Origin of the sequence: Silvania hatchlandensis, assembly GCF_025564065.1 — a bacterium.
GTDB classification, from domain to species: Bacteria; Pseudomonadota; Gammaproteobacteria; order Enterobacterales; family Enterobacteriaceae; genus Enterobacter; species Enterobacter hatchlandensis.
Genome location: NZ_JAMGZK010000048.1, coordinates 67,729 through 92,148 on the forward strand (window position 1 = coordinate 67,729; position 24,420 = coordinate 92,148).

At 57.2% G+C, this 24,420-nt stretch carries 20 protein-coding genes; 14 read left to right on the plus strand and 6 right to left on the minus strand.

Features of this window, described 5'->3' with window-relative positions:
• The first annotated feature begins 48 nt into the window (after positions 1-48).
• The gene (mrcA, locus tag M8014_RS11495) at positions 49-2,601 is read left to right on the plus strand and encodes a peptidoglycan glycosyltransferase/peptidoglycan DD-transpeptidase MrcA (RefSeq protein WP_271282568.1); all 2,553 of its coding nucleotides are present in this window, start codon (positions 49-51) and stop codon (positions 2,599-2,601) included.
• Between the two features lie 41 nt (positions 2,602-2,642).
• Here the strand turns inward: mrcA and nudE are convergent, their stop codons facing one another.
• Positions 2,643-3,203, minus strand: a complete 561-nt coding sequence (nudE, locus tag M8014_RS11500) for an ADP compounds hydrolase NudE (protein ID WP_271282569.1) — start codon at positions 3,201-3,203, stop codon at positions 2,643-2,645.
• A 322-nt stretch (positions 3,204-3,525) separates the two neighbouring features.
• On the opposite strand from nudE, the gene M8014_RS11505 reads away from it, so the two are divergent.
• The 5 genes from M8014_RS11505 to pckA all read left to right on the plus strand — a co-directional run bounded on the left by M8014_RS11505 (position 3,526) and on the right by pckA (position 9,701).
• On the plus strand, positions 3,526-5,661 hold the full coding sequence (locus M8014_RS11505) for an intracellular growth attenuator family protein (protein WP_271282570.1): 2,136 nt from the start codon (positions 3,526-3,528) through the stop codon (positions 5,659-5,661).
• Positions 5,662-5,725: 64 nt separating this feature from the next.
• Positions 5,726-6,406: a GMP/IMP nucleotidase gene (gene yrfG, locus M8014_RS11510; protein ID WP_271282686.1), complete on the plus strand. Its 681-nt coding sequence runs from the start codon at positions 5,726-5,728 to the stop codon at positions 6,404-6,406.
• A complete protein-coding gene (hslR, locus tag M8014_RS11515) occupies positions 6,403-6,804 on the plus strand; it encodes a ribosome-associated heat shock protein Hsp15 (protein ID WP_271282571.1) in 402 nt (133 codons plus the stop codon). The genes yrfG and hslR overlap by 4 nt, the downstream gene beginning before the upstream one ends.
• A 23-nt stretch (positions 6,805-6,827) precedes the next feature.
• Entirely contained in the window at positions 6,828-7,706 is an 879-nt protein-coding gene (hslO, locus tag M8014_RS11520) for an Hsp33 family molecular chaperone HslO (RefSeq protein ID WP_271282572.1), read from the plus strand.
• A gap of 378 nt (positions 7,707-8,084) precedes the next feature.
• Positions 8,085-9,701 carry a phosphoenolpyruvate carboxykinase (ATP) gene (pckA, locus tag M8014_RS11525; protein ID WP_271282573.1) on the plus strand — a complete coding sequence of 539 codons (1,617 nt, stop codon included), beginning with the start codon at positions 8,085-8,087 and terminating at the stop codon, positions 9,699-9,701.
• Between the two features lie 101 nt (positions 9,702-9,802).
• On the opposite strand, the gene envZ is transcribed toward pckA, so the two are convergent.
• Together envZ and ompR are read right to left on the minus strand one after the other, a co-directional pair.
• Entirely contained in the window at positions 9,803-11,152 is a 1,350-nt protein-coding gene (gene envZ, locus M8014_RS11530; protein ID WP_271282574.1) for a two-component system sensor histidine kinase EnvZ, read from the minus strand.
• Positions 11,149-11,868 (minus strand): osmolarity response regulator transcription factor OmpR, encoded by a 720-nt coding sequence (gene ompR / locus M8014_RS11535; RefSeq protein ID WP_001157751.1) that lies wholly within the window; start codon positions 11,866-11,868, stop codon positions 11,149-11,151. The genes envZ and ompR overlap by 4 nt, the downstream gene beginning before the upstream one ends.
• Positions 11,869-12,095: 227 nt before the next feature.
• On the opposite strand from ompR, the gene greB reads away from it, so the two are divergent.
• The 5 genes from greB (at position 12,096) to feoC (ending at position 18,110) form a co-directional block, all read left to right on the plus strand.
• Positions 12,096-12,569 (plus strand): transcription elongation factor GreB, encoded by a 474-nt coding sequence (gene greB, locus M8014_RS11540; RefSeq protein ID WP_271282575.1) that lies wholly within the window; start codon positions 12,096-12,098, stop codon positions 12,567-12,569.
• A gap of 101 nt (positions 12,570-12,670) precedes the next feature.
• Complete coding sequence (locus M8014_RS11545) at positions 12,671-14,998, plus strand: Tex family protein (RefSeq protein ID WP_271282576.1); 2,328 nt, start codon at positions 12,671-12,673, stop codon at positions 14,996-14,998.
• A 290-nt stretch (positions 14,999-15,288) separates the two neighbouring features.
• Positions 15,289-15,516 carry a ferrous iron transporter A gene (feoA, locus tag M8014_RS11550; RefSeq protein WP_271266557.1) on the plus strand — a complete coding sequence of 76 codons (228 nt, stop codon included), beginning with the start codon at positions 15,289-15,291 and terminating at the stop codon, positions 15,514-15,516.
• Positions 15,517-15,546: 30 nt separating this feature from the next.
• A complete protein-coding gene (feoB, locus tag M8014_RS11555) occupies positions 15,547-17,865 on the plus strand; it encodes a Fe(2+) transporter permease subunit FeoB (RefSeq protein ID WP_271282577.1) in 2,319 nt (772 codons plus the stop codon).
• A gap of 8 nt (positions 17,866-17,873) precedes the next feature.
• Positions 17,874-18,110 carry a [Fe-S]-dependent transcriptional repressor FeoC gene (gene feoC / locus M8014_RS11560; protein ID WP_271282578.1) on the plus strand — a complete coding sequence of 79 codons (237 nt, stop codon included), beginning with the start codon at positions 17,874-17,876 and terminating at the stop codon, positions 18,108-18,110.
• 31 nt (positions 18,111-18,141) lie between these two features.
• Here feoC and M8014_RS11565 read toward each other — a convergent pair whose 3' ends face one another.
• The gene (locus M8014_RS11565) at positions 18,142-18,411 is read right to left on the minus strand and encodes a YdgH/BhsA/McbA-like domain containing protein (protein ID WP_271282687.1); all 270 of its coding nucleotides are present in this window, start codon (positions 18,409-18,411) and stop codon (positions 18,142-18,144) included.
• Positions 18,412-18,522: 111 nt separating this feature from the next.
• Entirely contained in the window at positions 18,523-19,296 is a 774-nt protein-coding gene (gene bioH / locus M8014_RS11570; RefSeq protein WP_271282579.1) for a pimeloyl-ACP methyl ester esterase BioH, read from the minus strand.
• Between the two features lie 37 nt (positions 19,297-19,333).
• On the opposite strand from bioH, the gene gntX reads away from it, so the two are divergent.
• The 3 genes from gntX (at position 19,334) to gntT (ending at position 22,274) form a co-directional block, all read left to right on the plus strand.
• Positions 19,334-20,017 (plus strand): DNA utilization protein GntX, encoded by a 684-nt coding sequence (gene gntX / locus M8014_RS11575; RefSeq protein ID WP_271282580.1) that lies wholly within the window; start codon positions 19,334-19,336, stop codon positions 20,015-20,017.
• A 58-nt stretch (positions 20,018-20,075) separates the two neighbouring features.
• The gene (gene nfuA / locus M8014_RS11580) at positions 20,076-20,651 is read left to right on the plus strand and encodes a Fe-S biogenesis protein NfuA (protein ID WP_271282581.1); all 576 of its coding nucleotides are present in this window, start codon (positions 20,076-20,078) and stop codon (positions 20,649-20,651) included.
• Between the two features lie 306 nt (positions 20,652-20,957).
• The gene (gene gntT, locus M8014_RS11585) at positions 20,958-22,274 is read left to right on the plus strand and encodes a gluconate transporter (protein WP_271282582.1); all 1,317 of its coding nucleotides are present in this window, start codon (positions 20,958-20,960) and stop codon (positions 22,272-22,274) included.
• A gap of 54 nt (positions 22,275-22,328) precedes the next feature.
• On the opposite strand, the gene malQ is transcribed toward gntT, so the two are convergent.
• Positions 22,329-24,416 carry a 4-alpha-glucanotransferase gene (gene malQ, locus M8014_RS11590; protein WP_271282583.1) on the minus strand — a complete coding sequence of 696 codons (2,088 nt, stop codon included), beginning with the start codon at positions 24,414-24,416 and terminating at the stop codon, positions 22,329-22,331.
• Positions 24,417-24,420 lie beyond the last annotated feature (4 nt).

Here is a 24,420-nt window from a genome sequence, read left to right on the forward strand (position 1 = left end):
CGCAATTGTTTATAAACTGCCCAGTTCAAACTAAATGGGAAATCCTCAGTGAAGTTCGTAAAGTATTTATTGATCCTTGCAGTCTGTTGCATTCTGCTTGGAGCAGGCTCGATTTTTGGTTTGTACAAATATATTGAGCCGCAGCTACCTGATGTCGCCACGCTTCGTGATGTTCGACTCCAGATCCCAATGCAGGTTTACAGCGCTGATGGCGAGCTCATCGCCCAGTACGGTGAAAAGCGTCGTATCCCGCTGACCCTTAACCAAATCCCACCTGAAATGGTGAAAGCGTTTATCGCCACGGAAGACAGTCGCTTTTACGAGCACCACGGCGTCGACCCGGTGGGGATTTTCCGTGCCGCCAGCGTGGCGATGTTCTCTGGTCACGCCTCTCAAGGGGCAAGTACAATCACCCAGCAGCTGGCACGTAACTTCTTCCTGAGCCCGGAAAAAACGCTGATGCGTAAGGTCAAGGAAGTGTTCCTCGCAATCCGTATTGAGCAACTGCTGAACAAAGACGAGATCCTCGAGCTTTACCTCAACAAGATCTATCTGGGCTACCGTGCGTATGGCGTGGGGGCTGCGGCGCAGGTCTATTTTGGTAAATCGGTGGATCAGCTGACCCTGAGCGAAATCGCCACCATCGCCGGTCTGCCGAAGGCACCTTCCACCTTCAACCCGCTCTACTCGCTGGATCGCGCCACCTCACGCCGTAACGTGGTGCTGTCGCGTATGTTAAGCGAAGGCTATATCAGCCAGTCCCAGTACGATCAGGCGCGCAGTGATGTGATTGACGCCAATTACCATGCACCGGAAATTGCCTTCTCCGCACCCTATCTGAGCGAGATGGTGCGCCAGGAGATGTTTTCCCGCTACGGCGAGCTGGCCTACGAAGATGGTTATCGCATCTACACCACCATCAGCCGCAATGTACAGCAGGGCGCCCAGCAGGCGGTGCGTAATAACGTCATTGATTACGATATGCGCCACGGTTACCGCGGCCCGTCCAATGTGCTGTGGAAAGTGGGTGAATCCGCCTGGGACAGCAAAAAAATTACCGACACCCTGAAACCGCTGCCGGGGTACGGACCCTTTGTGGCAGCCGTGGTCACCCGCACCGATCCGCAGGAAGCTACGGCGATGCTCGCCGACGGCACCTCGGTGTCGCTGCGCATGGAAGGGATCCGCTGGGCCCGTCCATATCGTTCCGATACGCAGCAGGGCGCGACGCCACGCAAAGTGACCGATGCGGTCCAGGCCGGCCAACAAATCTGGGTTCGTCAGGTCAACGACGCCTGGTGGCTGGGACAGATCCCGGACGTTAACTCGGCGCTGGTATCCATCGATCCGCACAACGGCGCGGTGCTGGCGCTGGTGGGCGGTTTCGACTTTAACCAGAGCAAATTTAACCGCGCCACCCAGGCGCTGCGCCAGGTCGGTTCCAATATCAAACCGTTCCTCTACACCGCGGCGATGGATAAAGGGCTGACGCTCGCCAGTATCCTCAATGACGTGCCAATCTCCCGCTGGGATGCCGGTGCGGGTTCCGACTGGCGTCCAAAAAACTCACCGCCGGAGTATGCCGGGCCGATTCGTCTGCGTCAGGGTCTGGGTCAGTCGAAGAACGTAGTGATGGTTCGCGCCATGCGCGCCATGGGCGTCGATTACGCGGCCGAGTATTTGCAGCGCTTTGGCTTCCCGGCACAAAACATTGTGCATACTGAATCGCTGGCGCTGGGCTCTGCCTCCTTCACGCCGCTGCAGGTCGCGCGCGGCTATGCGGTGATGGCGAACGGCGGTTTCCTGGTCGATCCGTTCTTCATCAGCAAAATCGAGACCGATCAGGGCGGCGTAATATTTGACGCGAGGCCGAAAGTGGCCTGCGCAGAGTGTGATATTCCGGTGATTTATGGTGATACGCCAAAATCACAAGCGCTGAATAACCAGGATATGGAAGATGTGGCTATTTCGCAGGAACAGCAAAATTCAGCCGTGCCGATGCCGCAGCTTGAGCAGGCGAACCAGGCGCTGGTCTCCCAGACCGGTGCGCAGGAATATGCCCCGCATGTGATTAACACCCCGCTTGCCTTCCTGATTAAGAGCGCCCTGAACACCAATATCTTCGGTGAGCCGGGCTGGCAGGGCACCGGCTGGCGTGCGGGTCGCGATTTGCAGCGCCAGGATATCGGCGGTAAAACAGGTACCACCAACAGCTCGAAAGATGCGTGGTTCTCTGGCTACGGCCCGGGTGCAGTCACCTCGGTGTGGATCGGCTTTGACGATCACCGCCGTGATTTAGGCCGCACCTCCGCCTCCGGAGCCATCAAAGATCAGATCTCCGGTTACGAAGGCGGTGCCAAGAGCGCCCAGCCGGCATGGGATGCCTTTATGAAAGTGATCCTCGACGGCGTGCCGGAACAACCGCTGACCCCACCGCCGGGCGTGGTAACGATCAATATCGATCGCAGCACCGGTCAGTTAGCCAGCGGTGGCAACAGTCGGGCAGAGTTTTTCATCGAAGGCACGCAGCCAACGCAGCAGGCGGTGCATGAGGTGGGAACAACGCTGATTGATAATGGTGAAACGCACGAGCTGTTTTAACGGTGCTCTCGCCCTCTCCCGATGGAGAGGGCGGCTTTGTGCTACAGACGTCCCTGCCCTTTCAGCCACTCTCGCACCAGAAACAGGGCGCTCACGTTACGGGCTTCATTAAAGTCAGGCTCTTCGAGCAGATCCATCAAATGCGCCAGCGGCCAGCGTACCTGCGGCAGCGGCTCCGGCTCATCCCCTTCCAGCGATTCTGGATAGAGATCTTCCGCCAGCACGATATTCATTTTGCTGGAAAAATAGGACGGCGCTATGCTGAGCTTTTTCAGGAAGGTGAGTTCTTTCGCGCCAAACCCGACTTCTTCTTTCAGTTCACGGTTCGCCGCTTCAAACACTGACTCCCCCGGATCGATGAGCCCTTTGGAAAACCCCAGCTCATAGGATTCGGTTCCGACGGCATATTCGCGGATCAGAATCAGATGTTCGTCGACGATAGGCACGATCATCACCGCTTCGCGCGTGGACGGGCGCATACGTTCATATACACGACGCACGCCGTTACTGAACTCCAGGTCCACGCTTTCAACATTAAACAGGCGCGATTTGGCGACAGTTTCAACATTCAGAATGGTGGGTTTTTGTAAGGGTTTGCTCATATTGACGGGTCTTTGCTGGGTGAACTGGGTTCATTGTGCGACAGGCCGCACGGTTTCGGCAATGTCAATCGTTGTTTATTTACATTTATGCAACCTACGCAGATTCATTCCTCATTTCAAGTAAAAAGTCAATAGGTTGAAATAATTCCAGGAATTTGCTGATATCTCGTTACGGTTGCCTTTGCTACTATCAGCACTCACTGGGATGCGCTTCAAATTGCTCAAGTTCAACGCCTTACATGCCGATAGCCAACCATAGACACGCATTCATTGTAAAAGGTGCTACTGACTACACCTGTAAGACACGTAAGATGGGGAAAGCATGAGCACCATTTTGATTTTTATCGCTGCTATGCTGGCCTGCGCGCTGATTGCAGGGTGGTTTTTCCGGCGTCGGGCACAACATCGTTATCGGTTGCCCTTTCTTAATGCCTTTGCCGGTGCGAGCACGCGCAAACTCAGCGCGGAAGAACGCAGCGCTATTGAGCAATATCTTGAGTCATTCAATCGCATCCAGCTGACGCCTGCAACAGGTGCCAGCGCAGCGCCGATCTCGTTAAAGCTGAATGCCCAGAGCAATAATGTGATGTGCCTGACGCGCTCGATTACCCGCTACGGCATTACCACCGACGATCCCAATAAGTGGCGTTATTACCTCGATTCCGTCGAGGTACACCTGCCGCCATTCTGGGAACAGTACATCAATGATGAAAACAGCGTTGAGCTGATCCACACCGACTCCATCCCGCTGGTAATTGCCCTGAATGGTCACTCCATCGCGGAGTATATGCTGGAAGCACCGCACTTTGCGCTGGAACACGTCAGCTCCACTCAGGCGTCGATTCGCGGTGAAGAGACCGAACAGATTGAGCTACTGAATATTCGTCAGGAGACGCACGAAGAGTACGCCCTCAGCCGCCCGGACGGCATTCGTGAAGCGCTGCTGATTGTGGTCTCGTTCCTGCTGTTCTTCTTCTGCCTGATAAGCCCGGACGTGTTTGCCTGGTGGCTGGGCGGCGGTGCAGTGCTGCTGCTGGCGGCGGGGCTGTGGGGATTGTTCGCCGCACCGGCTAAAAATTCATTGCGCGAGATCCATTGCCTGCGCGGCACGCCAAAGCGCTGGGGCCTGTTTGGTGAAAACGATCAGGACCACGTCAACAATATCTCGCTGGGCATTATTGACCTGATCTACCCGCGCCACTGGCAGCCATGGCTGGCTCAGGATTTAGGGCAAAAAACCGATATTGATATCTACCTGGACCGCCATGTCGTGCGCCAGGGGCGTTTCTTATCCCTGCACGACGAGGTGAAAAACTTCCCGCTTCAGCACTGGCTGCGCAGTACGGTCATTGCTGCGGGCAGCGCGGTGGTGCTGGCGATGTTGGTTTTCCTCGTCCCGCTGGATATGCCGATCAAATTTACCCTGTCGTGGATAAAAGGCGCGCAAACCATCGAGGCCACCAGCGTCAGCGAGCTGGAAACCGCCGGGGTGCGCATTGGCGATACGCTGCATCTGAACGGTACCGGGATGTGTAGTATTCTGGCGCAGAGCACCTGGAACACCCGCCAGAATTCGCCCTTTACGCCGTTCGACTGTTCGCAGGTGATCTGGAATGACGCGCCCCCGCTGCCGTTGCCGGAATCCGATATTGTCACTAAAGCCACAGCCCTGAAGCAGGCTCTGTCGAGCCAGCTGCACCCTAAGCCGGAAGATAATTCACGCGTCAGCCCGGCATTACGCTCTGCCATTCAGAAATCGGGGATGGTGCTGCTGGATGATTTTGGCGACATCGTGATGAAAACCCAGGACCTGTGTGCGGATAAAGATGAGTGCGTCAGGCTGAAAAACGCGCTGGTTAACCTCGGTAACAGCAAAGACTGGGAGGCGCTGGTTAAACGCGCCGATGCCGGTCGCCTCGACGGCGTGAACGTGCTGCTGCGTCCGGTCAGCGCCGAGTCGCTGGAAAACCTGGTCGCCACCTCCACCGCGCCATTCGTCATCCGCGAAACCTCCCGCGCGGCGCAGGCGATTAACAGCCCGGCTCCTGGCGGCTTTATTATCGTCAGCGATGAAGGCAGCGATCTGGTCGATCAGCCCTACCCACCGGTGGCGCTGTATGACTATCCGGCCCAGGAACAGTGGGGCGAGTTTCAGCGCCTGGCACAGATGCTGATGCGCACGCCGTTTAGCGCCGAAGGGATCGTCACCGGCATCTTTACCGACGCTAACGGCACCCGCCATATCGATCTGCACAGCATGCCGGACAGCGCCGGGCTCTGGCGCTACATTGGCACCTCGCTGCTGATACTGGCGATGCTAATCAGCATTATCTGGAACGGTTTTATGGCGCTGCGCCGCTACCAGCGCTCGCGCACCCGGCTGGCCGATATCCAGCAATATTACGAAAGTTGCCTCAACCCGAAGCTTATCCCCACGCCTGAAAGCCTGATCGGATAACGCCCCCGCGCGGCAAGGTATGCTACCCTGTCGCGCACGTTTCTTCTGGCTGGAGTTTTCCCCCATGCATCTTGATATCGCCTGGCAGGACGTCGATACCGTCCTGCTGGATATGGACGGCACGCTGCTCGATCTCGCGTTTGATAACTACTTCTGGCAAAAACTGGTGCCTGAAACCTATGGCGAGCAGCAGGGGATCTCCCCGGCACAAGCGCAGGAATTCATCCGCCAGCAATATAGCGCCGTACAACATACGCTAAACTGGTACTGCCTGGATTACTGGAGCGAGCGCCTCGGTCTGGATATTTGCGCCATGACCACCGCGCAGGGGCCGCGCGCGGTGCTGCGTGAAGATACGGTGCCATTCCTGGACGCGCTGCAGGCGAGCGGCAAGCGCCGCATTCTGCTGACCAACGCGCATCCGCATAACCTGGCGGTGAAGCTGGAACATACCGGTCTGGCCTCACACCTTGATTTATTACTTTCCACCCACACATTTGGTTATCCGAAAGAGGATCAGCGACTGTGGCAAGCGGTGGCAGAAGAGACCGGCCTGCAGCCGGAACGGACGCTGTTCATTGATGACAGCGAACCCATTCTGGATGCGGCGGCAACATTCGGCATTCGTTACTGCCTGGGCGTGACCAATCCTGATTCTGGCCTGGCTGACAAAAGCTATCTGCGCCATCCGGGAATGAACGACTACCGCCGGATGATCCCCTCCCTGACCAAGGAGAAGCCATGAAAGAGAAGCCCTCCGAAGGGGTAAGACTGGATAAATGGCTGTGGGCTGCACGCTTTTACAAAACGCGCGCCCTCGCCCGGGAAATGGTTGAAGGCGGCAAAGTGCATTACAACGGGCAGCGCAGCAAACCGAGCAAACTCGTGGAGCTGAATGCCACCCTGACCCTGCGTCAGGGCAACGACGAACGGACGGTGATCGTCAAAAACGTCACCGAACAACGTCGCCCGGCCACGGAAGCCAGCACGCTGTATGAAGAGACGGCAGAAAGCGTTGAGAAGCGCGAGAAAGTGGCGCAGGCGCGCAAGCTGAATGCCCTGACCATGCCGCATCCCGACAGGCGACCGGATAAGAAAGAGCGTCGCAACCTGATTAAATTTAAATATGGCGAGAATGAATGATTCTTGCTGAACGAGAGATGACTATGGCCCAACACGACCAATTACACCGCTATCTGTTTGAACAATTTGCCGTGCGCGGCGAGCTGGTGACGGTATCCGAAACCTGGAAACAGATCCTGGAAAACCACAACTACCCGCAGCCGGTCAAAACCGTGTTGGGTGAGTTGCTGGTTGCCACCAGCCTGCTGACTGCAACGCTGAAATTCGCAGGCGATATCACCGTGCAATTGCAGGGTGATGGCCCGATGACTCTGGCAGTGATTAACGGCAATAACCAGCAGCAGATGCGCGGCGTAGCGCGCGTGCAGGGCGAGATCCCGGAAGGTGCAGACCTGAAAACGCTGGTCGGTAACGGCTTCCTGGTGATCACCATCACCCCGGAAGAAGGCGAGCGTTATCAAGGCGTGGTGGGTCTGGAAGGCGACAACCTGGCGTCCTGCCTGGAGGATTACTTCCTGCGTTCTGAACAGCTGCCGACCCGCCTGTTTATCCGCACTGGCGAAGTGGACGGTCAGCTGGCCGCAGGCGGAATGCTGCTGCAGGTGCTGCCAGCGCAGAACGCCCAGGGCGATGACTTCGACCACCTGGCAACGCTGACCGAGACCATCAAAGCGGAAGAGCTGTTCACCTTACCGGCGAACGACGTGCTGTGGCGTCTGTATCACGAAGAAGAAGTGACGCTTTACGATCCGCAGGACGTGGAGTTCAAGTGCACCTGTTCCCGCGAGCGCTGCGCAGGCGCGCTGAAAACCCTGCCAGATGAAGAGATCGACAGCATCATGGCCGAAGAAGGCGAGATCGACATGCACTGCGACTACTGCAACTCCCATTACGTGTTCAACGCGATGGATATCGCCGAGATCCGCAATAACGCCTCTCCGGCCGATCCGCAGGTTCACTAAGCTGCACCGTTAACTGCCCTCATGCCAGGGCAGTTGACCTTTCCCCCCGCCCGCCTACTCTTTCATTTTATTAATGATTTTCCCGCAGCTGCTGAATCGTTATCAGTGTTGTAAGGGTTTCGTAATTTTCTTACATGTATGCGCTTACACTCACATTCCCACGGTTTAATTTACCAGCCATTAACCTTTTAAGAACATTTTCCCCAACCCAAAATTGAATCCTGCCATAATCTGTTCCGCGAGTGACAGGAGTCACAGAGTTTTCCGTTATACAAGGGTTTTTGTCCAGATACGCAAATCTATGAGCCCCGTCGCGGTTAACATTCGAAGAAAAACCCTACAATTTTAGGCAGTATATATTGGCTAAGGAGCAGTGATATGCGTGTTAATGGTTTAACCCCGCAAGATCTCAAGGCTTATGGTATCAACGACGCTCATGACATCGTCTATAACCCCGATTACGCTACGCTGTATCAGGAGGAGCTCAATCCAGCACTGGAAGGATACGAGCGCGGTATATTGACGAACACGGGCGCAATCGCTGTAGACACCGGTATCTTTACCGGCCGTTCGCCGAAGGATAAATACATCGTCCGTGACGACACCACCCGCGACACCCTGTGGTGGGCGGACAACGGCAAAGGGAAGAACGACAACAAAGCGATCTCCCCACAAACCTGGCAACATCTGAAAACCCTCGTCACCCAACAACTTTCCGGTAAGCGTCTGTTCATCATTGATGCTTTCTGCGGCGCCAACGCCGATACCCGCCTTTCCGTTCGCTTCATCACCGAAGTCGCCTGGCAGGCGCATTTTGTGAAGAACATGTTTATTCGCCCAACCGATGAAGAGCTGCAAAGCTTCGAGCCTGACTTTATCGTGATGAACGGCGCGAAGTGCACCAACCCTAACTGGAAAGAGCAGGGCCTGAACTCCGAAAACTTTGTCGCCTTTAACCTGACGGAACGTATCCAGCTGATCGGCGGAACCTGGTACGGCGGCGAAATGAAGAAAGGGATGTTCTCGGTCATGAACTACCTGCTGCCGCTACAGGGCATTGCCTCCATGCACTGCTCGGCGAACGTCGGCGAGAAAGAGGACGTGGCGGTGTTCTTCGGCCTGTCCGGCACTGGCAAAACCACCCTCTCCACCGACCCGAAACGCCGCCTGATTGGCGACGATGAGCACGGCTGGGACGACGACGGCGTGTTTAACTTCGAAGGCGGCTGCTACGCCAAGACTATTCGTCTGTCGGCGCAGGCCGAGCCGGATATCTATCAGGCGATTCGTCGCGATGCGCTGCTGGAAAACGTCACGGTGCGTGCAGACGGCAGCGTTGATTTTGACGATGCGTCAAAAACCGAAAATACTCGCGTCAGTTACCCGATCTATCACATCGATAATATCGTGAAGCCGGTATCGAAAGCAGGCCACGCCACTAAAGTGATTTTCCTCACTGCCGATGCGTTTGGCGTGTTGCCACCGGTCTCCCGACTGACCGCCAGCCAGACCCAGTATCACTTCCTGTCTGGTTTTACCGCCAAACTGGCCGGTACCGAGCGCGGCGTGACGGAGCCTACCCCGACCTTCTCCGCCTGCTTCGGCGCAGCCTTCCTGTCGCTGCATCCAACGCAGTACGCAGAAGTGCTGGTGAAACGCATGCAAGCCGCGGGCGCGCAGGCGTATCTGGTCAACACCGGCTGGAACGGCACCGGCAAACGTATCTCGATTAAAAATACGCGCGCCATTATTGATGCCATTCTGGATGGTTCGCTGGATGAGGCGGAAACCTTCACCCTGCCGATGTTCGACCTGGCGATCCCAACGACATTGCCTGGGGTGGATACGCATATCCTCGATCCACGCAATACCTACGGCTCCCCGGAACAGTGGCAGGAAAAAGCCGCGCAGCTTGCGAAGCTGTTTGTGGAAAACTTTGAGAAGTACACCGATACGCCAGCAGGTGCGGCGTTGGTGAGTGCAGGACCAAGGTAAAAGCAAAACGGCAACCAGGTTGCCGTTTTTGATTTTTGCGCCCTCTCCCGGTGGGAGAGGGTTGGGGTAAGGGAATCAGGCCGCACGTATTAGCCTGCTTGTTAACTCTCTTTCACCTGCTGTCCACGCGTAAACGGCACCGGGAGCCATGCGCGGATGCTCAATCCTCCCCGCTCGCTGGTGCCAATCTCCAACAGACCATTATGGTTATCCACAATACGCTGAACAATCGCCAGGCCTAAGCCTGTGCCGCTGGTGCTGCGCGCGCTGTCGCCACGAACAAACGGCTGGAACAGATGTTTACGCTGCTCCGGTTTGATCCCCGGACCGTCGTCTTCAACCTGGAACCAGGCACGATTCAGTTCCGAGCCGCTGCTAACCTTGATCCAACCATTGCCGTAGCGGGCGGCGTTCACCACCATATTCGCCACCGCACGCTTGATCGACAGCGGGTGCATCCGCACCTGGATATCGCCCGGCAGCAGGTCAGTTTCGATTTCGCGCTCGTAACCACTCTCGGCCGCCACCACTTCACCCAGCACGCCGTTCAGATCCGCCATCTCCATCGGCATCTCCTGACCGGTGCGCAGGTAGTCGATGAACTGCTCGATAATCGCATTGCACTCTTCGATGTCCTTGTTGATGGACTCCGCCAGATACCCGTCCTCTTCGCCCATCATCTCCGTCGCCAGGCGAATACGGGTCAGGGGCGTGCGCAGGTCGTGACTGACCCCGGCCATCAGCAGGGTGCGATCGTCGGCCAGTTGCTTCACCCCGGCGGCCATATGGTTAAAGGCGCGGGTCACGGAACGTACCTCCGATGCGCCATACTCGCGCAGCGGCGGCGGGATAATGCCTTTACCGACCTGGAGCGCCGCGTGCTCCAGGTCGACCAGCGGTCGGTTCTGGATGCGGATAAACAGCCATGCGCCGCCTATCGCCAACAGCATAATCGCGAGGGTGTAACGGAACAGCGGCGAGAAGTCGCCCTGATGAATTTCGGTCAGCGGCACGCGCACCCAGATATTGGGTGACAGCCAGGTTTTCAGCCAGACCACCGGGGAGCTTTTGTTGACCTCGACGCGCACTTCCGTCGGGCCGCCCAATTGCTGCGCCATCTGCTGGCTGAGGAATTCATAATGTTGCGCCCAGCGCAGTCCTGCGTCTTCCGCCGCTTCGTTGGAATAGAGCGATATGCCCAGCTCGCGATAAATCTCCCGGCGAAACGCCGGTGGCACCACCAGCTGCGTACCGTCCTCCAGCTGCAGTTTATCGGTCATCAGCATACGCACTTCGTAGGCCAGGACCTTATTAAACTGCTGGAGACTCGGCAGGATCGCAAAGTTCAGCACCACCAGGTACGTCGTCACCAGGCTGACAAACAGCAGGGTGACGATCAGTAACAGGGTGCGGGCAAACGAGCTACGCGGCGAGAAACGCATTCGCCTCATGCTTTAGAGCCGTCCGGGACAAACACGTAGCCCAGACCCCAAACGGTCTGGATATAGCGCGGATGCGCCGGATCTTCTTCCACCATGCGGCGCAGGCGGGAGATCTGTACGTCGATCGAACGCTCCATCGCGGAGTATTCGCGACCGCGGGCCAGGTTCATCAGCTTATCGCGGGAAAGCGGTTCACGCGGGTGGCTGACTAACGCTTTCAGCACCGCGAACTCACCGCTGGTCAGCGGCATAGGCTCATCTTCACGGAACATCTCACGGGTGCCGAGGTTCAGCTTGAACTTACCAAAGGCGATCACGGCCTCTTCCTGGGACGGCGCGCCAGGCAGTTCGTTGGCCTGACGGCGCAGCACAGCGCGAATACGTGCCAGCAGCTCACGCGGGTTGAACGGTTTTGGAATGTAGTCGTCGGCGCCAATTTCGAGGCCCACAATACGGTCAACTTCTTCCCCTTTCGCCGTCACCATAATGATCGGCATCGGGTTACTCTGGCTACGCAGACGACGGCAGATAGAGAGACCATCCTCGCCCGGCAGCATCAGGTCCAGCACCATCAGGTGGAAGGACTCACGGGTCAGCAGCCTGTCCATCTGTTCGGCGTTGGCCACGCTACGAACCTGGAAGCCCTGCTCGGTCAGATAACGTTCGAGCAGCGCACGCAGGCGCATGTCGTCATCCACCACCAGAATCTTATAATTCTCTTGCATTGTCAGTACTCCCAAAGGTTCGGATAATCTTGAACAGCGTATTGTAAAAAGGTGCGCGTCCACGACCAGCTAATTCTGGTTTAAATTCTAGTCGAAATTGTTACAAAGCATATTTAACAGGAGCTTATATGTACAATTCATCACATAACTCATTATTAATCCTGTCTGTTAAGCTAAGTGATACGTAATGTGCGCAAGGTATGCAACCTAAGTCGTAAGGCCTGAGAATGAAAACGCCGCTTATCACCCGCGAAGGGTACGAGAACCTCAAGAAAGAGATGGACACGCTGTGGCGGGAAGAGCGCCCCGAAGTGACAAAAAAAGTGACCTGGGCCGCCAGTCTGGGCGACCGCAGTGAAAATGCGGACTACCAGTACAACAAAAAGCGGCTGCGCGAAATTGACCGCCGGGTGCGCTATCTGACCAAGTGCCTTGAGAATCTGAAAATTGTCGATTACTCCCCGCAGCAGGAGGGCAAAGTCTTCTTCGGCGCGTGGGTGGAGATCGAAAATGACGACGGCGACCTGAAGCGCTTTCGCATTGTCGGCTACGATGAAATTTTTGGTCGTAAGGATTACATCTCGATCGACTCCCCGATGGCCCGGGCGCTGCTGAAAAAGGAAGTGGGCGATCTCGCTTTGGTGCATACCCCCTCGGGCGAAGCCACCTGGTATGTGAACGCCATCGAGTATGTGAAATAACCCGCCGGAACAATCCGAGAGCCTCGCGCGTCGACTGGCATTTTGCCGTGCCAGTCCGTATAACTATCCCCTGATTTTTCGACCCACAAGATGAAATAGCCATGATGAAAGATTCGCTCTGCCGCATTATTGCGGGTGAACTTCAGGCACGGGCGGAACAGGTAGAAGCTGCCGTTCGCCTGCTTGATGAAGGGAACACCGTGCCGTTTATTGCACGTTATCGTAAGGAAGTCACGGGCGGTCTGGATGACACGCAGCTGCGTAATCTGGAAACGCGCCTCGGTTATCTGCGTGAACTGGAAGACAGACGCCAGACGATCCTGAAATCCATCGGCGAACAGGGCAAACTGACGGATGCACTGGAAAAAGCCATCAACGGTACGCTGAGCAAAACCGAACTCGAAGATCTCTACCTGCCGTACAAGCAAAAACGCCGCACGCGCGGGCAAATCGCCATCGAAGCGGGCCTTGAGCCGCTGGCCGAGCGGCTGTGGAACACACCGTCTCACGACCCGGAAATTGAAGCGGCGAAGTTTATCGATGCCGATAAAGGCGTGGCCGACACCAAAGCCGCGCTGGATGGCGCACGCTACATTCTGATGGAGCGCTTCGCCGAAGACGCCGCCCTGCTTGCCAAAGTGCGTGATTATCTGTGGAAGAATGCGCACATTGTTGCCAGCGTCGTCAGCGGCAAAGAGGATGAAGGGGCGAAATTCCGCGACTACTTCGACCATCACGAACCGATCGCCACGACGCCGTCCCACCGCGCGCTGGCGATGTTCCGTGGCCGCAACGAAGGCGTGCTGCAGCTGTCCCTGAATGCCGATCCGCAGTTCGACGAGCCGCCGAAAGAGAGCCACGGCGAGCAGATCATTACTCAACATCTCGACCTGCGCCTGAACAATGCCCCGGCGGACAGCTGGCGCAAAGGCGTGGTGAGCTGGACCTGGCGCATCAAGGTGCTGATGCACCTCGAAACCGAGCTGATGGGCACCGTGCGCGAACGCGCCGAAGACGAAGCGATCAACGTCTTCGCCCGTAACCTGCACGACCTGCTGATGGCAGCCCCGGCAGGCCTGCGCGCGACCATGGGTCTCGATCCTGGCCTGCGTACCGGCGTTAAGGTCGCGGTAGTCGATGGTACTGGCAAACTGGTCGCCACCGATACGATTTATCCCCACACCGGGCAGGCGGCCAAAGCCGCAGTGGCGGTGGCAGCCCTGTGTGAGAAGCACAACGTTGAGCTGGTGGCGATCGGTAATGGTACCGCCTCCCGCGAGACCGAGCGTTTCTTCCTCGATCTGCAAAAACAGTTCCCGAAAGTGACCGCCCAGAAGGTGATCGTCAGCGAAGCGGGCGCGTCGGTTTATTCCGCGTCTGAGCTGGCCGCACTTGAGTTCCCGGACCTGGACGTCTCCCTGCGTGGTGCCGTGTCTATCGCCCGCCGTCTGCAGGATCCGCTGGCCGAGCTGGTGAAAATCGACCCGAAATCTATCGGTGTGGGCCAGTATCAGCACGACGTCAGCCAGTCTCAGCTGGCGCGCAAGCTGGATGCGGTGGTGGAAGACTGCGTAAACGCCGTGGGGGTGGATTTGAATACCGCTTCAGTGGCGCTGCTGACCCGCGTAGCCGGATTAACCCGCATGATGGCGCAAAACATTGTGGCCTGGCGTGATGAAAACGGTCAGTTCCAGAACCGCCAGCAGCTGCTGAAAGTAAGCCGTCTGGGGCCGAAAGCCTTCGAACAGTGCGCGGGCTTCCTGCGTATCAACCACGGCGACAACCCGCTGGATGCCTCTACCGTTCACCCGGAGGCCTATCCGGTGGTCGAGCGCATTCTGGCCGCTACCCAGCAGGCGCTGAAGGTGCTGATGGGCAACAGCAGCGAGCTCAAATCCTTGAAAGCGGTTGATTTCACCGACGACAAATTTGGTGTGCCGACGGTCTCCGACATCATCAAAGAGCTGGAGAAACCCGGGCGCGACCCGCGTCCTGAATTCAAAACCGCGCAGTTTGCCGAAGGCGTAGAGACGATGAATGACCTGCTGCCGGGCATGGTGCTGGAGGGGGCCGTCACCAACGTCACCAACTTTGGTGCGTTCGTTGATATCGGCGTGCATCAGGATGGTCTGGTGCATATCTCTTCTCTGGCCGATAAGTTCGTGCAGGATCCGCACACCGTGGTGAAAGCGGGCGATATTGTGAAGGTCAAAGTGCTGGAAGTGGATCTGCAGCGCAAGCGTATCGCCCTGACCATGCGTCTGGACGAGCAGCCTGGCGAGACCAACGCCCGTCGCGGCGGCGGTAACAGCAGCCCGCGCGAGCAGCAATCTCGTCCGGCGGCCAAACCTCGCGGACGCGAGACGCAATCCGCCGGTAACAGCGCCATGATGGATGCGCTGGCAGCGGCAATGGGTAAGAAGCGTTAATTCTGTCGTTCCCCCTTGCACGAGGGGGAACATTCTCTGCGTAACCTTTCCTCACGTATTATTTCTTTATTTAATCATTAGCAGTAAATACAAAACTGAATAACACCATTTCATTAACAAATGTGTCTTTTATGCCACATGACCAACTCGTGAAAATATTGCGCAAAGTCAATCAGCCGGCAAATTAATAGCGTTGTTAACCTTCCGCTACATATTACATATTGATGATACAAACCATTCTCATTACCATTGTGCCTGTTGATTATTTAACCTTCCGTTAAGTAGGCGCTATGCAATTCACTCCAGACAGTGCGTGGAAAATTACCGGCTTTACGCACGAAATTAGCCCGGCCTATCGCCAGAAGCTGCTCTCTTTAGGGATGCTGCCCGGCTCCTCTTTCCAGGTCGTGCGCGTCGCCCCGATGGGGGATCCGGTACATATTGAAACCCGCCGTGTGAATCTGGTTCTGCGTAAAAAAGATCTCGCATTAATAGAAGTTGAAGCCCTGTCCCAATAACACGCCAGCTCCTGCAGCGAGTCTATTACAATGAAAAAATTAACTATTGGTTTAATTGGCAATCCAAATTCCGGCAAGACCACCTTATTTAACCAGCTTACTGGCGCGCGTCAGCGAGTGGGAAACTGGGCAGGCGTTACGGTCGAGCGTAAAGAGGGCCAGTTCGCCACCACCGATCATCAGGTCACGCTGGTCGATCTGCCCGGCACTTACTCATTGACCACCATCTCTTCCCAGACCTCGCTCGATGAGCAGATCGCCTGCCACTACATTCTGAGCGGCGACGCCGACCTGCTGATCAATGTGGTGGATGCCTCCAATCTGGAGCGCAACCTCTATCTGACATTGCAATTGCTGGAGCTGGGCATACCCTGCGTGGTGGCGCTGAACATGCTCGATATCGCCGAAAAACAGCAGATCCGCATCGACATCGACGCCCTCTCCGCTCGCCTGGGCTGCCCGGTGGTGCCGCTGGTCTCCACCCGCGCGCGCGGCATCGACGCTCTCAAGCTCGCCATTGACCGCCACAGCCGCAATGCCGATGTGGAGCTGGTGCATTATGCCCAGCCGCTGCAGCGTGAAGCCGGACGGCTGGCGCAGGAGATGGCGCAGAATATGCCGCTCAGGCAGCGCCACTGGCTCGGCCTGCAGATGCTGGAAGGAGATATCTACAGCCGCGCCTACGCGGGTGATGCCGCGCAAAATCTTGAGGGTGCCCTGACGCGCCTGAATGCCGAAATGGACGATCCTGCCCTGCATATTGCCGATGCCCGCTATCAAAGCATTGCCGCGATCTGCGATGTGGTCAGTAATGCTCTCACCGCTGAACCGAGCCGCTTTACCCGGGCGCTGGACAGCGTGATCCTCAACCGTTTTCTCGGCCTGCCGGTGTTTCTGCTGGTGATGTATCTGATGTTCCTGCTGGCGATCAACATCGGCGGCGCGCTGCAGCCGCTGTTTGATGTCGGCTCGGTGGCCATCTTTATTCACGGGCTCCAGTGGTTGGGCTACACCCTGCATCTGCCGGAATGGCTGACCATTTTCCTGGCTCAGGGGCTGGGCGGAGGGATCAACACCGTGCTGCCGCTGGTGCCGCAGATCGGCATGATGTACCTGTTCCTCTCGTTCCTCGAAGACTCCGGTTACATGGCCCGCGCGGCCTTCGTGATGGATCGCCTGATGCAGGCGCTCGGTCTACCGGGCAAATCCTTTGTCCCGCTGATTGTCGGCTTCGGTTGTAACGTGCCATCGGTAATGGGGGCCCGCACGCTGGATGCCCCGCGTGAACGCCTGATGACTATCATGATGGCGCCGTTTATGTCCTGCGGCGCGCGTCTGGCCATCTTCGCCGTCTTTGCGGCGGCCTTCTTTGGCCAGCAGGGCGCGCTGGCGGTGTTCTCGCTGTATGTGCTCGGCATCGTGATGGCGATCCTCACCGGACTGATGCTCAAGCACACCATCATGCGCGGGGAAGCGACTCCGTTCGTCATGGAGCTGCCGGTTTACCACGTCCCGCACCTGAAAAGTCTGTTTATTCAGACCTGGCAACGCCTGAAGGGCTTTGTCCTGCGCGCCGGTAAAGTGATCGTCATTGTCAGTATTTTCCTCAGCGCGCTGAACAGCTTCTCACTGAGCGGTCAGGCAGTCGACAATATCAACGATTCGGCGCTGGCCTCGGTCAGCCGCGAGCTGACCCCGCTGCTGAAACCGATCGGCGTGCATGAAGACAACTGGCAGGCCGCCGTCGGGCTGTTTACCGGTGCGATGGCGAAAGAGGTGGTGGTGGGTACGCTGAACACCCTCTACACCGCAGAGAACATTCAGGAAGAAGCGTTCAACCCGGCAGAATTTAGCCTCGGCGATGAACTCCTGAGCGCTGTCGAAGAGACCGGGCAGAGCCTGAAAGATACCTTCAGCCTGAGCGTACTGGCGAATCCGATTGAAGCCAGCAAAGGCGACGGTGAGATGGCGACCGGGGCGATGGGGGTGATGAGCGAGAAGTTTGGCAGCGCATCGGCGGCCTACAGCTACCTGATCTTCGTCCTGTTGTACATTCCGTGCATCTCGGTGATGGGGGCGATTGCCCGTGAATCGAGCCGCGGCTGGATGGGCTTCTCGGTGCTGTGGGGGCTGAATATCGCCTATTCGCTGGCGACGCTGTATTACCAGACGGTCAATTTCAGCCAGCATCCGCGCTATAGCCTGGTGTGCATTATGGCGGTGGTGCTGTTTAACGTGGTGGTGATTGGCCTGCTTCGCCGGGCGCGCAGCCGGGTGGATGTCAATCTGCTCGCCAACGGCAAAAACGCAACCGCCTGTTGTAACCGTCCGGCCAGCGACTGTCATTAGGAGGCACTATGGCATCGTTAATTCAGGTTCGCGATTTACTGGCACTGCAGGGACGGATGGAAGCCGCCCAACTCAGCCAGGTGCTGCATACGCCGCGGGCGCTGGTCGATGCCATGCTTGAACGCCTGGAGGCGATGGGTAAAGCGCAGCGGATCCAACAGGATGCGGACGGCTGCTTGTCTGGCAGCTGTAAAAGCTGCCCCGAAGGGAAAGCCTGCCTGAAAGTGTGGTGGGCGCTTCGCTAAGACGAAGCGCCACCCGGCATTCAATGATGAATTACTTGAACACTTCTGCCGTTGCACGAATATCTTTTTCGTTCTGGGTGCCGCTGGTAATCACATAATACGTGCCGCCCATTTCATCTGCTTTCTGAGAAAGCTCTTTTTTGGCGTCCATAGGCGCAGTTTTGTCAGAGGTAGAAACATCCCCGACTTTCGTCAGATTCATCTTTTTAGCTTCATCGCGCTGCAGCTCTTTCGCCGCAAAAGCCCCAAAAGAGAGCGACCCAATAACCAGTGAAGCGACAATTCCTGTGACAAGTTTCATATCCATCTTCTCCATCGATTGGTAATTGTGTTTATCGCAGGCGTCACCGCCATCACGACATAAAGAGTATCGTAGCGGAGAGCGGCTTTTTCCATGATGAACAGAAAACAATCAGATAAAGCGTTGACGTAGCGCCGTTAACGCCGCGCAAAATGCCTCCGGATGCGAAATAAAGGGCGCGTGGGCAGCCTTGTCGATAACCTGCGACTCGCTCTGCGGCCACAGCGCATCGAGCAGTGGCACTATCTTGCGCGGCACCAGTCCGTCCAGCGCGCCGTACAGCCGCAGATGCGGCAGCGTCAGCGACGCCAGCGGCGCACGTAAATCGACCGTTTTCAGGATCTCCAGCCCACCATTCAGTACCTCGACATCTGGCATCGGCAGTGACAACACGGTCTGTTTCAGGGTGCGAGCATCCGCACGCGCGGACGCGGTGCCCATAGTCTGAAGCGCGAGAAAGCGCTCAACCGTGCGTTGAAAATCGTCGCTCAATTGCTGCTGGAAATTGCCCAGCACCTCGGGCTTGATGCCAGGCCACTCGCCTTGCGCGCTGAAACACGGAGATGATGCCACCGTCACCAACGCCTGCACCCGTTCCGGGTGGGTGAGCGCAATCTGGCTCGCCACCAGCCCCCCCAGGCTCCAGCCCAGCCAGATCGCCCGATCCGGCGCCTGCGCCAGCACCTGTTCAGCCATTTGCGCCAGCGGCATCGCGCCACCGTCGCGGCTGCGGCCAAACCCCGGCAGATCGACCAGGTGCAGGGTAAACTGCGAGGCGAGTTCCTCGCGAATGCAACTCCAGACTTCGGCATTCAGCCCCCATCCGTGCAGCAGCACAAGATGACAATTTCCTGTCCCGACGGTCTGCCACCAAAGCGTGTTCATCGATTACTGTTCTCTTTTTTCTACAGGGAGGGGGTCTATGCTAACAGTGCCCGGCTTGTGCTGGCTATGCCAGATGCCGCTCGCGCTCAGCCACTGGGGAGTCTGTTCGGTATGTGAAAGGGCGATAGTCGCGCCGGTAAGCGTCTGCCCGCAGTGCGGCTTGCCGGCGATCCATCCGCGCCAGCCCTGCGGACGCTGCCTGCGTAAATCGCCGCCGTGGCAGGCGCTGGTGGCCGTGGATGACTATAGGCCACCGGTGAGTCCGTTGGTGCATCAGCTGAAATTTTCTCGTCAGAGCCAGCTGGCCCTGCCGCTGGCGAGGCTCCTGCTGTTGGCCGTGCTGCGGGCCCGGCGCAGCCGCGCGCTGCCGGGTGTGGATCTGCTGATGTCGGTGCCGCTGTGGTCGCGGCGTCACTGGCGGCGCGGTTTTAACCAGAGCGACCTGCTCTGTCGCCCGCTAGCTCACTGGCTGAACTGCCCCTATGTTCCCACTGCTCTCAGGCGAACGCGCGCCACACCCACCCAACATCACCTCAGTGCCAGATTGCGAAAACGCAATCTGCAGCACGCTTTTGCGCTTGAATTACCGGTCGCCGGACGCCATATCGCTCTGGTGGATGATGTCGTCACTACAGGCAGTACCGTCGCGGAACTCTCCCGCCTGCTTTTGCGAAGCGGTGCGGCGTCGGTTCAGGTATGGTGTCTGTGTCGAACCTTGTAGCGCCCTCAGGTTGGGCGTATTATACCCAGGTATTTTAGTCAACTATTAGGCCAATGCTATGATCCGTATTTCCGATGCTGCACAAGCGCACTTTGCCAAACTGCTGGCAAATCAGGAAGAAGGGACCCAGATCCGCGTATTCGTGATAAATCCAGGTACCCCGAACGCAGAATGCGGCGTCTCTTATTGCCCACCGGATGCTGTGGAAGCAACTGACACCGCCCTGAAATTTGAGCTCCTCACGGCCTATGTCGATGAGCTGAGCGCGCCGTATCTTGAGGATGCGGATATCGATTTTGTTACCGACCAGTTGGGTTCGCAGTTAACCCTGAAAGCGCCGAATGCCAAAATGCGCAAAGTGACCGACGATGCCCCATTGATGGAGCGCGTTGAGTACCTGCTGCAGTCGCAGATTAACCCGCAGCTGGCTGGTCACGGTGGTCGCGTTTCGCTGATGGAGATCACCGAAGACGGTCTTGCCATTCTGCAGTTTGGCGGCGGCTGTAACGGCTGCTCCATGGTCGACGTGACCCTGAAAGAAGGGATCGAGAAGCAACTGCTGACCGAATTCCCGGAGCTGAAAGGCGTGCGCGATCTTACCGAGCACCAGCGCGGCGAGCACTCTTACTACTAAGTTCCCACCTGTATTGGCCCGGCGATGCTGCATCTGCCGGGCCGACATTCCCCTGCGTCACCCCCTCTCATAACATGACCTGCGTCTCATTATTCACATTTTGACCGCCAGGGTGATTCTCAAGCTGCCTATGTTACCCGTATCATTCTCGTGGGCACTCAACAACCTGACTTCAGCCGACTAAACTAAAAGATTCAGAAGGTCGTCAGCTATGGTGCCGTGAATACTCTGTTCCCAGTTGGGGCAACATAAATTTGTCGTTGAAACAATGACGTTACCCATAACAAATTTAAGGCCAGGTCAATCATGCCATTAGTCATCGTCGCTATCGGTGTCATCTTATTACTGCTCCTGATGATCCGTTTCAAAATGAACGGCTTCATCGCATTGGTTCTGGTGGCACTTGCCGTCGGCCTGATGCAAGGTATGCCGCTGGTAAAAGTTATCAGCTCCATCAAAGCCGGCGTGGGCGGTACCCTCGGTAGCCTCGCGCTGATTATGGGCTTCGGTGCCATGCTCGGCAAAATGCTCGCGGACTGTGGTGGCGCACAGCGCATCGCAACCACGCTGATTGCAAAATTCGGTAAACAGCATATCCAGTGGGCGGTGGTATTAACCGGCTTTACCGTGGGTTTTGCTCTGTTCTACGAAGTGGGCTTCGTGCTGATGCTGCCGCTGGTCTTCACCATTGCCGCCTCTGCCAGCATTCCGCTGCTGTATGTGGGTGTCCCGATGGCCGCTGCGCTGTCTGTAACCCACGGCTTCCTGCCACCGCACCCGGGTCCGACCGCTATCGCCACCATCTTCCACGCCGATATGGGTAAAACCCTGCTGTTCGGTACGATTCTGGCGATCCCGACCGTTATCCTGGCCGGTCCGGTATTTGCCCGTACCCTGAAAGGGATCGACAAACCGATCCCGGAAGGTCTGTACAGCGCCAAAACCTTCACCGAAGCCGAAATGCCAAGCTTTGCAGTCAGCGTCTGGACCTCTCTGGTACCGGTTGTACTGATGGCGCTGCGTGCGGTCGCTGAAATGGTCCTGCCGAAAGGCCACCCGTTCCTTGGCGTAGCAGAATTCCTGGGTGACCCGGTCATGGCAACGCTGATTGCGGTGCTGATTGCGCTCTTTACCTTCGGTCTGAACCGTGGTCGCTCGATGGACCAGATTAACGATACCCTGAGCTCTTCGATCAAAATCATCGCCATGATGCTGCTGATCATCGGTGGCGGCGGTGCGTTCAAGCAGGTTCTGGTGGATAGCGGCGTCGACAAATACATCGCCTCTATGATGCATGACACCAACATCTCCCCTATCCTGATGGCGTGGTCAATTGCTGCCGTTCTGCGTATCGCGCTGGGTTCAGCAACGGTTGCAGCCATTACCGCGGGCGGTATCGTTGCCCCACTGATTGCGACTACCGGCGTCAGCCCTGAGCTGATGGTTATTGCGGTGGGTTCCGGTAGCGTGATTTTCTCTCACGTCAACGATCCGGGCTTCTGGCTGTTCAAGGAGTACTTCAACCTGACCATCGGTGAGACCATCAAGTCCTGGTCGATGCTGGAAACCATTATCTCTGTCTGCGGCCTGATTGGGTGTCTGCTGCTGGGAATGGTTGTCTGATGTGACCTTGCCGTAAGGCAAAAAAGAACCCGCCATCTGGCGGGTTCTTTGTTTTTATCTCTTCTTCGCTGCGGCTTTTCGTCGCTTATCCAGATCTTTAATCAGCCGGTTCACTCCGTCATCGGCGAACATCGCCTCAAGGGAGGTGGACAACTTGCGGCGCCAGTTCTTGTACTGGTAGCTGGTACCGGGAATATTGACCGGCTCCGGCATATCCAGCCAGTCTTCCGGCTGCAGCCCTAACAGGGCGCTGTGGCTGTCGGCGATGTAACGCTGCATCGCGCGGTTGAGCGTTGGGGTCATCGACATCAGGGAGGCCTTATGCCCGGCGCGTTTCGGCAGACAGCCGTGGGCGTGCAGCGCATCCAGCAGCCCCTGCTTCGACAGCTCGCGATCCTGATACAGACCGCGCAACATCACCTCGTCAGGGTAGAGCCCCAGAGTTTTGCCGAGCGTCAGGTCGCCGCTGTCCCACCAGCCACGAAGCGTAGGAAGGTCATGCGTCGTCGCGACTGCCATTGATTGCTCAGGATACGCTTGCGGCGCGCGGAAGTTCTTCTCAAGGTCGTTTTCAAAGTAGAGCACCTTATACGAGTAAACGCCGCTGTCACGCAGCTTGCTGACGATTTCGACCGGGACGGTGCCGAGATCTTCGCCAATCACCATACAGTTATGCCGCTTACTTTCCAGCGCAAGGATTGAGAGGAGATCGTCAACCGGATAGTGAACATAGGCCCCGTGATCGGCAGTTTCGCCGTACGGGATCCACCACAGGCGCAGCACCGACATCACGTGGTCAATACGCAGCGCCCCGCAGTTTTGCATGTTAGCGCGCAACAGCTCGATAAACGGCTCGTAGGCGCGGGCCGTAATCACGTGCGGATCCATTGGCGGCAGGCCCCAGTTCTGGCCGAGCGGGCCCAGAATATCCGGTGGCGCACCAACCGAGGCTTTCAGGCAGTACAGCTCGCGATCGCACCACGTCTCTGCCCCCCCTTCTGCCACGCCAACCGCCAGGTCGCGATAGAGGCCAATTGGCATGTTATAACCCTGGCTGACCTGCCAGCAGGCGGCAAACTGGCTGTACGCCAGCCACTGCAGCCAAAGGTAAAAATCAACTTCATCGGCGTGCTGGTCGCAAAATGCTTTTACCGCTGGCGAGTTAACGGACTGATAGGCTTGTGGCCAAACCGGCCAGCCCCAGCGCATTTCATCCTCTTTCACCTGATATGCATGCAGTGCGTCGTACGCCGCCTGCCAGTACAGGCTTTCGCCCTCCTGGGTCACAAACTGGCGAAACGCAGTCATCTGCTCGTCGTCACGCTGGGCAAAACCTTTCCACGCCATGCGCAGGGCCGCCATCTTCAACGCGGTGACGGTGGCATAGTCCACCCACTCGGCGTCGCGCGCGCGCTTCAGCGTCTGCTGGGTGGTGCTCATCGTCCACCAGGCCTGCGCCTCTTTGCTGTTACGGAAATCGTCCAGCGCGTTCACGTCGATGTAAATCACGTTCAGCCAGCGGCGGGATGACGGGCTATACGGGCTGGCGCTCTCCGGGTTCGCCGGGTAGAGGGCATGGATCGGGTTGAGGCCGATAAACGCGCCGCCGCGATCGCCCACGCCCGCCAGCATCTTTTTCAGATCGCCGAAATCGCCGATACCCCAGTTCGCCTCAGAGCGCAGGGTGTAGAGCTGCACACAGGCGCCCCACAGCTTTTTGCCCTCTTTCAGCGCCTGCGGCTCGTAGCAGCGTTTTGGTGCCACAATCACCCGGCAGTGCCAGCGACTGTCGTCCTGGGTCAACGTCAGGGTGTGATAACCCTCCGGCAGTTTGGCAGGAAGGTTCAGATTTTTGCCGCCCGTGGCGTGGCCTTTATGCTGATGTCCCTCTTCGGTAGTCAGTAACCAACTAAATTCGCCGCTGCCTTCAATCATCAGCGGCATTTTTTTACCAGCGGTGTAGACCATCACGTTCGGTACGGCGGTCACCGCCGCTTTCGCGACGGGTTTGGCTTTATGCATGGCATCCAGCAAACGCCTCTTGGTTTCAGCACCAATCGACTGCGGTTTACCATGAGCATTGATGTAGCTGGGGCTGATCCCCGCCGCCAGCGCGGCATTATCGAGACGTTTACTTTCCATCGCG

Coding starts and splice junctions, on each gene's coding strand:
- M8014_RS11545 (WP_271282576.1), top strand. CDS start 12,671: ATGATGAAAGATTCGCTCTGCCGCATTATTGCGGGTGAACTTCAGGCA.
- nudE (WP_271282569.1), bottom strand. CDS start 3,203: ATGAGCAAACCCTTACAAAAACCCACCATTCTGAATGTTGAAACTGTC.
- malQ (WP_271282583.1), bottom strand. CDS start 24,416: ATGGAAAGTAAACGTCTCGATAATGCCGCGCTGGCGGCGGGGATCAGC.
- feoA (WP_271266557.1), top strand. CDS start 15,289: ATGCAATTCACTCCAGACAGTGCGTGGAAAATTACCGGCTTTACGCAC.
- bioH (WP_271282579.1), bottom strand. CDS start 19,296: ATGAACACGCTTTGGTGGCAGACCGTCGGGACAGGAAATTGTCATCTT.
- feoC (WP_271282578.1), top strand. CDS start 17,874: ATGGCATCGTTAATTCAGGTTCGCGATTTACTGGCACTGCAGGGACGG.
- M8014_RS11565 (WP_271282687.1), bottom strand. CDS start 18,411: ATGAAACTTGTCACAGGAATTGTCGCTTCACTGGTTATTGGGTCGCTC.
- yrfG (WP_271282686.1), top strand. CDS start 5,726: ATGCATCTTGATATCGCCTGGCAGGACGTCGATACCGTCCTGCTGGAT.
- greB (WP_271282575.1), top strand. CDS start 12,096: ATGAAAACGCCGCTTATCACCCGCGAAGGGTACGAGAACCTCAAGAAA.
- gntX (WP_271282580.1), top strand. CDS start 19,334: ATGCTAACAGTGCCCGGCTTGTGCTGGCTATGCCAGATGCCGCTCGCG.
- ompR (WP_001157751.1), bottom strand. CDS start 11,868: ATGCAAGAGAATTATAAGATTCTGGTGGTGGATGACGACATGCGCCTG.
- feoB (WP_271282577.1), top strand. CDS start 15,547: ATGAAAAAATTAACTATTGGTTTAATTGGCAATCCAAATTCCGGCAAG.
- nfuA (WP_271282581.1), top strand. CDS start 20,076: ATGATCCGTATTTCCGATGCTGCACAAGCGCACTTTGCCAAACTGCTG.
- hslO (WP_271282572.1), top strand. CDS start 6,828: ATGGCCCAACACGACCAATTACACCGCTATCTGTTTGAACAATTTGCC.
- pckA (WP_271282573.1), top strand. CDS start 8,085: ATGCGTGTTAATGGTTTAACCCCGCAAGATCTCAAGGCTTATGGTATC.
- gntT (WP_271282582.1), top strand. CDS start 20,958: ATGCCATTAGTCATCGTCGCTATCGGTGTCATCTTATTACTGCTCCTG.
- hslR (WP_271282571.1), top strand. CDS start 6,403: ATGAAAGAGAAGCCCTCCGAAGGGGTAAGACTGGATAAATGGCTGTGG.
- envZ (WP_271282574.1), bottom strand. CDS start 11,152: ATGAGGCGAATGCGTTTCTCGCCGCGTAGCTCGTTTGCCCGCACCCTG.
- M8014_RS11505 (WP_271282570.1), top strand. CDS start 3,526: ATGAGCACCATTTTGATTTTTATCGCTGCTATGCTGGCCTGCGCGCTG.